Annotated in this window: 7 protein-coding genes; 2 read left to right on the top strand and 5 right to left on the bottom strand. The window is 74.1% G+C overall.

All coding sequences use genetic code 11. The features are described 5' to 3' along the window. Positions 1-94: 94 nt before the first annotated feature. Positions 95-1,303 (bottom strand): GNAT family N-acetyltransferase, encoded by a 1,209-nt coding sequence (locus F8279_RS27710; RefSeq protein ID WP_255474276.1) that lies wholly within the window; start codon positions 1,301-1,303, stop codon positions 95-97. Positions 1,304-1,402: 99 nt separating this feature from the next. Here F8279_RS27710 and F8279_RS27705 point away from each other — a divergent pair, with 99 nt between their 5' ends. Next, a complete protein-coding gene (locus F8279_RS27705; RefSeq protein WP_151501506.1) occupies positions 1,403-1,942 on the top strand; it encodes a hypothetical protein in 540 nt (179 codons plus the stop codon). A 53-nt stretch (positions 1,943-1,995) separates the two neighbouring features. On the opposite strand, the gene F8279_RS27700 is transcribed toward F8279_RS27705, so the two are convergent. Together F8279_RS27700 and F8279_RS27695 are read right to left on the bottom strand one after the other, a co-directional pair. Continuing rightward, positions 1,996-2,475: a hypothetical protein gene (locus F8279_RS27700; RefSeq protein WP_091423174.1), complete on the bottom strand. Its 480-nt coding sequence runs from the start codon at positions 2,473-2,475 to the stop codon at positions 1,996-1,998. A 200-nt stretch (positions 2,476-2,675) separates the two neighbouring features. Then, entirely contained in the window at positions 2,676-2,927 is a 252-nt protein-coding gene (locus F8279_RS27695; protein ID WP_091423176.1) for a hypothetical protein, read from the bottom strand. A 156-nt stretch (positions 2,928-3,083) separates the two neighbouring features. Between F8279_RS27695 and F8279_RS27690 the strand changes: the two genes are divergently transcribed. Then, a complete protein-coding gene (locus F8279_RS27690) occupies positions 3,084-4,964 on the top strand; it encodes a propionyl-CoA synthetase (RefSeq protein ID WP_151501505.1) in 1,881 nt (626 codons plus the stop codon). Positions 4,965-5,035: 71 nt separating this feature from the next. Here F8279_RS27690 and F8279_RS27685 read toward each other — a convergent pair whose 3' ends face one another. Further along, complete coding sequence (locus F8279_RS27685) at positions 5,036-7,147, bottom strand: M14 family zinc carboxypeptidase (RefSeq protein ID WP_151501504.1); 2,112 nt, start codon at positions 7,145-7,147, stop codon at positions 5,036-5,038. A gap of 77 nt (positions 7,148-7,224) precedes the next feature. After that, positions 7,225-8,968 (bottom strand): PQQ-binding-like beta-propeller repeat protein (locus tag F8279_RS27680; RefSeq protein ID WP_151501503.1); only part of this gene is annotated, 1,744 nt, incomplete at its 5' end.

Here is an 8,968-nt window from a genome sequence, read left to right as displayed (position 1 = left end):
TCTGACCGCCCCCAACTCCGCCGATCATGAAGTTGGCCGGGACAAACCGGACTGTTCATGCCGCCAACTTCATGATCGGCGGAGTTGGGGGCGGTCAGAAGACCTCCATGGGGGAGGGGGTGCGGTGCCAGGTGAAGGCGGGCGTCAGCGCGGTCAGCGTGTTCGGGATCAGCTCCCGGACGCGGCCGGCGGCGGCCAGCGCGTACGGGTTCGCGCCGCCGAGGTACAGCTCGCCGAGCGCGCGTACGTCACATGCCAGCCCGGCCGGGGCGGTGGTGGGCGTGCACTGCGCGCCGTCGCGTCCGCCGACCAGCCGCCAGCGGCCGGTGTTCTCCTTCAGCAGCTCGTCGGTGACCTCGATCACCACGTCGACGTCGGTGGCGTAGCGCCGGGCGGAGAGCGCGGCCGGCACGTCCACCACCCGTACCCAGAGCGCGTCGGCGAGCTGCGGGGAGAGCTGGCGGGGCTCGTCCACCAGCCGCAGCAGCGGCTCGTCCAGGGCCGCGATCGGGAACGACAGCCGGCGGGTCAGGTCGACCGAGAGCAGCAACCGCCAGAGCGCCGTGTACGCCTCCGGCGTAGCCGCCACCACCTCGCCGACCTGCGGCCCGGTGGCCGACGAGCAGTCCTTCGTCCGGTAGAGCGCGTACCCGTCGAGGCCGTCGGCGCCCTCGTGCAACAGCACCCGGCGCTCGGTGGCGCCGCCCCGGTGCGCCTTGAGGTCCGCCAGCACGTACGACCACCAGCGCTCGTCGCGCCGGGACCAGCCGGGACGCTCGGCGCGGACCCGCTCGTACAGCCGGGCCAGCTCGCCCCGGTGCGCGTCCGGACGGTCCAGTCGCAGCCTGCCCTCGGCGGGCGCCGGGGCGGGCAGCCTCAGGCCGGTGGTGTCCACCGACAGCACGTAGCGCGGGGCGGCCGACCCGTAGCCGAAGCGGGGGTAGATGCGTCCCTCGCTGGCCCAGAGCACCGCGATCGGCTCCCGGCCGGCGTCGCGGATGTCCCGAAGCTGGCGCCGCATCAGCCGGGTGAGCAGGCCGCGCCGTCGGTGCGTCGGCGCGACCGCGACCATCGTCACGTGTGCTGCGGGCACGTCCGCGCCCGGCACCGCGAGGTCGCGGCTGAACGCTGCGGCGTTCGCCACCGGGGTTCCGCCGTCGCGGACCAGCAGCGACCGGTCCGGCTCGAAGATCGGCCGTTCCAGCGCCTGCACCTCGGGGTCGAGGTCGCCGTGGAAGGCCAGCGCCAGCAGCGCCGCGATGTCGTCGAAGTCCTCGGCCCGGGAAACCACCACGTCAGTCACGGCACGTGTGTATCGCACCGCGACGGGGGTCGGCACCCTATTTGCGGGCTGGCTACCCTCGGAACGGAGACCGGTATCGGTCGAGGGGGAGGACGGAAGATGGCGGACCAGACACAGCCGTGGGCCGAGCGCACCGTGGAGGTGCCGCCCCAGCCGGGGGTGGTGCCCCCGCAGCGGGACGCGTTCCAGCGCGGGGTGGCGGCGGTCGGTCAGCCGCGCCCGTCGCGTACGCCGCGCACCGAGCAGTTCCCCACCGTGGAGCACGGCGACTGGGCGGCGGAGCCGGCGCCGCGCCGGCCGATGAGCTGGCACCTGGCCCAGGCGCGCAAGGGCGGGGAGTTGAGCGCCGCCGGCGCGCTGTTCACGTTCGTGTGCTGGGGCATCTGGGCGATCTCCGGCCGGGGCAACCTGGTCGCCCCGCTGGTGACGTTCGTGCTCAGCCTGCTCACCGCGGTCGGTCTGTTCGCGCTGGCCCGGCTGCTCGGCCGGCTGATTCTGGAGCGGCAGTTCGGCCGGGTGCGCCGCAGTGCCAGAGGTGCCCACCTGGTGACCGCGTTGTTCCTGGTCGGCGTCGGTGTGGCGTATCTCCAGCAGACCGAGTGGGTGGTCTCCGCCTGGAACTGGGTGACCGGCAACTGAGCCGATCGGTCGTCCGTCCGGTACGCGCCGGACGGACGACCCGGGGCGTCGGGTCAGAAGGTGGTCGGTGCGCCGGCCGTCTTGCAGGCGGCGTTGATGTCCTTGCTGGCCTTCTCCATGGCGGGATTGTCGGCGGCGGTGCCCGGGTCGGCGGCCGAGCCCGCCTTGCCGGCCTCCGCGCCGAACTCCTTGAGAGCGGTGGCCGCCTTGCCGTCGCCGGCGGTCCCGGCGAGCTCGGTCACCCGGTCGCCGAGCTCGGTCAGGATCGCGCCGGTCTGCTTCGTCAGGTCGCCGCCCCCCTGCACCACGGCCATGAGCTTCGCCCGCATGTCCTTGTTGATCTTTTCTGCGGCGGTGCACAGCTCCTTGTCGCTCACGGCGGCCGCCGACGGAGAGGGAGCCGCCGTGGAGGGGACTGCGGAGGCCGAGGTGGCCGCCGGCCCGGCCGTGGTCGAGGGCTTCTCGTCGCCGCACGCGGCGAGGCTCAGCACGGCACAGGTCAGGAGGATCGGGATGATCCGGTTCGTTTTCACGTCTGGGCACGCTAGTCGATGCCCGTCATTGATCAAACTCGGTTTGCCGGGGCGGTCCGCGGGACGCACGGGCGGGCGGCATGCGTGCCGCCCGCCCGTGCCCGGCCGCGGTACGCCGCGACACCGGTCGTCGCTCCACCAGGACCGTGCTGCCTTACCCCGCCCCACGGGCTTCATCCGTCGCCCGTTGGGCTGAGCGCTCAGCCCTGCTCGTCGGCCTTCGGTGACGCGACCCGGGCCGCCGGGTCCTCGACGCCCGGCTCGCCGCCACCGGGCGCCACCATGCCGTCGTAGTTGTAGACCACGGCGTCGTCGCCGTGCTGCTTGGTGGTCCGGATGTAGCGGTGGATCATCCCGTCGATCTCGATCTCCACCAGGGCCTTGCCGTCCGCGTCCTGGCTGCTGCCGTCGCGGGGACCGCCCACCAGGTACGCCTTCGTGTTCGTCTCCATGTGCCCGCCCTACCCACGTCCGGACCGCCGGAAACGGCCGGGGCCGGCTACCGCCCACCGCCGTGAGCGGCCGTTCAGCGAGCCGGGGCGTGCTTCCGGCGCACCGGCCCCGCCCGGCCGTCGTGCCCGCACGTCGTCGCGGAGCAGCATGACGGCATGGGCGCGTATCGATCAGCGTACGAGCGGAGCATCGCCGACCCGGCCGGCTTCTGGCGGGACGCGGCGGCCGACATCGACTGGGTCATCCCGCCGGAACGCATCCTCGACGACTCGGCGGCGCCGCTGTACCGCTGGTTCCCCGACGGGGTGCTGAACACCTGCCACAACGCGCTGGACCGGCACGTCACCGCCGGACGGGGCGACCAGCCCGCGCTGATCCACGACAGCCCGGTCACCGGCACGGTCCGTACCCTCACCTACGCCGAACTGCTCGCCGAGACCGCCCGGTTCGCCGGTGCGCTGCGCCGGCTCGGCGTAGGCCGGGGCGACCGGGTGCTGCTCTACCTGGCGATGGTCCCGGAGGCGGTGATCGCCATGCTGGCCTGCGCGCGGATCGGCGCGGTGCACTCGGTGGTGTTCGGCGGCTTCGCCGCGCACGAACTGGCCGTCCGGATCGACGACGCGCGGCCGAAGGTGGTGGTGGCCACCTCCTGCGGCATCGAGGCCGACCGGGTGGTGCCGTACCACCCGATCCTGACCGCAGCGCTCGACGAGGCCGCGCACGCGCCGGAGCGCTGCGTGGTGGTGCAGCGCCCGCAGGAGCCGGCCCCGCTGGTGCCGGGCCGCGACCTGACCTGGGCCGAGGTGATGGCGGACGCGGAACCGGCGCCGTGCGAGCCGGTGGCCGCCACCGACCCGCTCTACATCCTCTACACCTCCGGCACCACCGGCCGGCCCAAGGGCGTGGTGCGGGACAACGGCGGGCACGCGGTGGCGCTGCGCTGGTCGATGCGCAACCTCTACGGCATCGAGCCGGGCGAGGTCTTCTGGGCCGCCTCCGACGTGGGCTGGGTGGTCGGCCACTCCTACATCGTGTACGCGCCGCTGCTCACCGGCGCGACCACCGTGCTCTACGAGGGCAAGCCGGTCGGCACCCCCGACGCCGGGGCGTTCTGGCGGGTCGCCGCCGAGCACCGGGTGGCCGCGTTGTTCACCGCGCCCACCGCGATCCGGGCGATCCGCCGCCAGGACCCGGACGGCGCGCACATCACCCGGTATGACCTGGGCGCGCTGCGTACCCTCTTCCTCGCCGGTGAGCGGCTGGACCCGGACACCTGGGCCTGGGCGGGCCAGCGGCTCGGCGTACCCGTGGTGGACAACTGGTGGCAGACGGAGACCGGCTGGCCGGTGGCGGCCAACCCGCGCGGCCTGGAGCCGCTGCCGATCAAGCCCGGGTCGCCGTCGGTGCCGGTGCCCGGCTACGACGTGCGCGTGGTCGACGGCGCGGGCCGGGACGTGCCGCCCGGCACGGACGGCTCGATCGTGATCCGGCTGCCGCTGCCGCCCGGCTGCCTGCCCACGCTCTGGGGCGACGACGAGCGGTTCGTCCGCTCCTACCTTTCCGCGTTCCCCGGCCACTACCTGACCGGTGACGGCGGCCGGTTCGACGAGGACGGCTACCTGTACGTGATGGGCCGCACCGACGACGTCATCAACGTGGCGGGGCACCGCCTGTCCACCGGCGCGATGGAGGAGGTCCTGGCGACGCACCCGGCGGTGGCCGAGTGCGCGGTGATCGGCGTGGCCGACGCGCTCAAGGGGCAGGTGCCCAGCGGATACCTGGTGCTCAAGGCCGGCGCCGACGTGGACCCGGACGCGCTCGCCGCCGAGCTGGTCGCGCTGGTCCGGCAGCGGATCGGCCCGGTGGCCGCGTTCCGCCGGGTGACGGTGGTGCCGGCGCTGCCGAAGACCCGCTCCGGGAAGATCCTGCGGCGCACCATGCGGGGCCTGGTGGAGGGGCGCGACGAGCCGGTCCCGGCGACCATCGACGACCCGGGCGCGCTCGCCGTCTTCCGCGACCTCGGCGCCACGAGCTGACGCGACCGGGCCGACCCCGCGCCGGACGGACGGTCCCCGGCCGGACTCCACCGGCCGGGGACCGCTTGCGGTCAGCGCCGGACCGGGTCGGCGGCGGCGTAGTCGCGGGCGACCCGGACCAGTTCCACCAGGCCGCCGGCGTACTCCTGCGCCTCGGCGTGCGCCTCGTCGAACGGCGGCTGGAAGCCGACGCCCTCCCACTGACCGGTGGCCTCGTTCCACCTGTCGTTGCCCACCTCGAAGTCCCAGGCGAAGATGCCCAGCTCGTAGTAGAGCTGGTCGGCCGAGTTGCCGGCCGCCGAGTAGAGCACGTCGGCGACCGGGCCGGTCTGCGACGGCCAGGTGACGGTGCCGCGCTCGGCCGCGATGGCGCCGACGATGCGCCGCGCGCTGCCCAGGAACAGCGTCGACTCGTCGATCGACGGGCGCGGCAGCGTCACCCGCCCGTCGGCCTTGTACGCCCCGGGCGGCCACATGAAGTAGCCGCCGTACGAGTGCACGTTCATCGCGAACTTGATGTTCGGGTGGGCCTTGGCCAGGTCGATCACGTTGCGGCTCTCCGGCTCGGACAGCTCCGCCGTGCCGGCGTAGTTGCCGGACAGGCAGTTCGCGCTCGCGCCCACGTACCCGTCGAACAGGGATCCGACGGTGTAGTTGCGGTTGACGTCGACGCCCCACATGGTGCGGTACTTCGGGTCGCGGGAGGCCCCGGTGCAGTGGTTGACCAGGTTCTTGCGCTGGAAGTTGTAGTCGTGGAACGAGTAGTTCGCGCCGTCCGGGTTGACGGTCGGGACGACGAACACGTCCACCTGCTCCAGCAGCTTGCGTGTCGCCGCGTCGGTACGCGCGTTCGCCAGCAGTCGCTCGGCGAACTCCAGCGTCACGAGCGGGGTGGCCCATTCGCGGGCGTGTTCCTGCGAGTAAGCCAGCACACCGATCCGGGAGCCGTCGCGGTGCTTGCCGATCCGCAGCGCCTGCACCGTCCACGGCCGGGCCGGAACCTCGGTGCCCTGCAATCCGTCATCGAGGCGTACCGGCCCGGTGACCGGCATCGGCAGCCCGGCCGAGCCGTCCTCCACGGTGGCCCGGAAGCGGGCGCCCCGCGGGGCGTTGATCAGGGCGGCGACGTCGTCGGTGGTGCTCGTGACCTTGCCCGCGCGGTCGGTGGCCAGCGAGATGGTGAGCACCCGGTCCCGGTAGCGCATGCTCAGCGGCCGGTTCGGCCGGCCCGGGTCGACGGTGCGCACCTGCACGCCGTTCATGCCCTGGTCGCCGAAATGGACCGACTCCACCACGACGGCGGCGGCCGCCGGGTCGCCCAGGTAGGCGGCGGCGTTGCGGCGGTAGCCCTGGGTCTTGTTCGGCAGGTCGATCACGTCGACCAGGTCGCGGTACTGGCGGCCGAGCCGGGCGATGCGCGCCTTGATGTCCACGGGCGTCAGGTACGCGTCGATGAAGTCCTTCTGGTAGCCGGCCGGCTGCGGCGGCGGGGTCGCGTTCGGCCAGAGCGACGGCGTCACCGGCCGGCTCGTGCCGCCCAGCGTGGAGGTGGCGGTGAGCTGCACCGGCCGGCTCGGCACCGGCTGCGGCAGCGCGTAGTGGTACTGGTACTCGCCCGAGTCCTCGAAGCGGTACAGCGGGAACGAGCCGGTGGCGCCGTCGGCCTTCCGCCAGGTGACAGTGATCTCGACGTCCGGGTCGTCGGTGGCGGTGGTGGCGACCTGGGCCTGGAGGAACGTCCTGCCGCCGGTGGTCCACCAGTACGCCTGGAGGAACTGGAGGGTGTCGGCGCCGCTCGCGCGCAGGCCGGTTCGGGTGCGGTCCTGGGCCGCGCGGCGGCTCTCCGCGATCCGGCGGGTGCCGTCGTCGGCGCGCTGCACCACCTGCACGGCGGTGGCCCCCTGCCGGGTGAGGTCGGCGAGCTGCCGTCCGGTGAGGACCAGGTCGGCGATCCACGCGCCGTCGCGGGAGCGGGGACGGTTGGCCAGGTCGGCGCCGCCCGCGACCAGGCGGTCGAGCTGCGCCCGGTCGGCGAGCTGGACGCGGACCAGAGCGGTCTCGGTGGGGGCGAGCGTGATCGCGGGGGAGGGCGGTGCGGCGGCGCCCGGCCCGGGATGGGCCAGCGCCGCGGCGATCAGGATGCTGGTGGTGGCGAGTGCGGTCCACCGTCGTCGGACGAACACGGGGCCTCCTGACGAACGTCGATCTCTCTGCCGTTCACACCAGTCGAGGCATCGATCGCTGTCAAGCTCACTTCCGGTCAGCCGGCGAACCGGTACAACCGGAACTCCTTGTCCGCGCCGCACACCAGCATCTCCGTGTTCCACGAGCAGGACTCGCTGCGGATCTGCTTCAACTGCCCCATCTCGACCGGCTTGCCGTCCACCGCCGTCCCGGCGAGGACCCGGTCGTCCTCGTACGCGCTCGGCGTCTCGGAGAAGATCAGCAGGTTGCCGGCGTCCAGCCGGACCGCCACCCCGTCCCGGTCGCGCATCACCACCGCGCCGTCCGGCGCGAACAGCGTCACCGCGTCCGGCGAGTCCCTCCCGGCCAGCACGTGCTCACCGACCGGCACCAGCGACTCGGCGCGCGGCGCCGGCCACTGCCGGGTGCCCTCACCCTCGGTCGCCGCCACCACCCGGGTGTCGTCGGCGCCGCTGCCGGGAGTCTCCAGCAGGCACACGCGACCTTCCCCGCACGTGACGAGATCCTTCACCCGGCCGCCCTGCTCCGGGGCCTCGTACAGCACGCTGGGCGTGCCGAGACCGCCCAGGTCGTACGCGAGCAGCCGCAGGCCACGATCGTTCTCCGCCACGTACAGCCGGTCGTCGCGGGCGGCCATCGGATCGTCGAGGCCGGCCATGTTGCCCCGCTCCTTGAGGATCTTCCCGCTGCGCATGTCCAGGACCCGGACCGAGCGGTCCGCGCCGACCTGCACGAGCCGGTCCGCCTTCCCCGCCCACGGCGCGAGCGGCGCGCCCTCGGCGTCGGCGGGGCCGTCCAGTGCCGCGCCCGTGCGGACCGGGACGACCTTCGTGCGCGCGTCGCCGTACTCGGTGCGCGGGTTGCGCCGCTCCCACCGCTGGCGGCCGTCGTCCAGCCGCAGCCCGACCAGGCGTTCGCCGGTGCGGTCCAGCCGGACGATCGTGTCGGGCCCGAGGTACAGGGTGTCGTCGCGGCCGACGTCGGTCTGCCAGCGCTGCTTGCCGGAGTCGCCGTCGAGCACCGCGAGCACGCGCGGGGTGCCGCTGCCGGTGGCGTCGCCGAGGACGAGCAGCCCGTCGGGCAGCGGCCGGATCCCCGCCCACCGCTGCGCGGCCGCGTCGGTCCGCTTCTCCCAGACCGTCTTCCCGGTGGCCGCCTCGACGGCCGTCACGTGGAGATGGTCGTCGGGCAGCGAACGGACCAGGTAGGCGCGTTCTCCGAGCGTCGCGGTGAACATCTGGTCCGGCCGCGTGTCACCGGCGGCCACCGTCTTCACCAGCTCGGCGGTGTGGAAGTCCAGCGCCGGGTGCCGGTCCCGGAAGACCCAGAGCAGCACCGCCGCCGCCACGGCGACGACCACGAGACCCGCGCCGAGCGCGATCCACCGGCCGCGCCGTGGCCGGCCGCCGCCGGGCCGGACACCGCCCGGGGCGGGGGAGAAGGGCGCCCCGGGTACGCCTGGACCGGGCCCCGCCGGCGGCCATCCTCCGCCGGGCGGGGACGGCGGCATCCCGGGTACGCCGGGTCCGGCGTGGTGCGCGGCGGGCGCTGCCCCCGGCGGCACGAAACCGGGGCCGCCCGGAGTGCCGTCGTACCTCGGGTGCGGGACCGGACCCCCGAGCGGCGTGCCGTCGTACCTCGTGGGGGACGTCGGTGGGACGGGCCCGTCGGCGACCAGCGTGCCGTGCGGACCGGCGGGCGCCGCGTCCGCTCCGCCGAACGGCGCGGTCGGGTTCGGCCTCGTCGCACCGGCGGGGACCGTGGCCGCGGTGGCGTCCGCAGCCGATCCGGGCGGGGTG

The organism is Micromonospora sp. AMSO1212t (assembly GCF_008868145.1).
GTDB lineage: Bacteria > Actinomycetota > Actinomycetes > Mycobacteriales > Micromonosporaceae > Micromonospora > Micromonospora tulbaghiae.
This window is presented reverse-complemented; position numbering and strand designations above follow the sequence as displayed.

Excerpts from the sequence above, each read along its gene's own strand:
- F8279_RS27690 (WP_151501505.1), top strand. The coding sequence starts at position 3,084 with ATGGGCGCGTATCGATCAGCGTACGAGCGGAGCATCGCCGACCCGGCC.
- F8279_RS27705 (WP_151501506.1), top strand. The coding sequence starts at position 1,403 with ATGGCGGACCAGACACAGCCGTGGGCCGAGCGCACCGTGGAGGTGCCG.
- F8279_RS27695 (WP_091423176.1), bottom strand. The coding sequence starts at position 2,927 with ATGGAGACGAACACGAAGGCGTACCTGGTGGGCGGTCCCCGCGACGGC.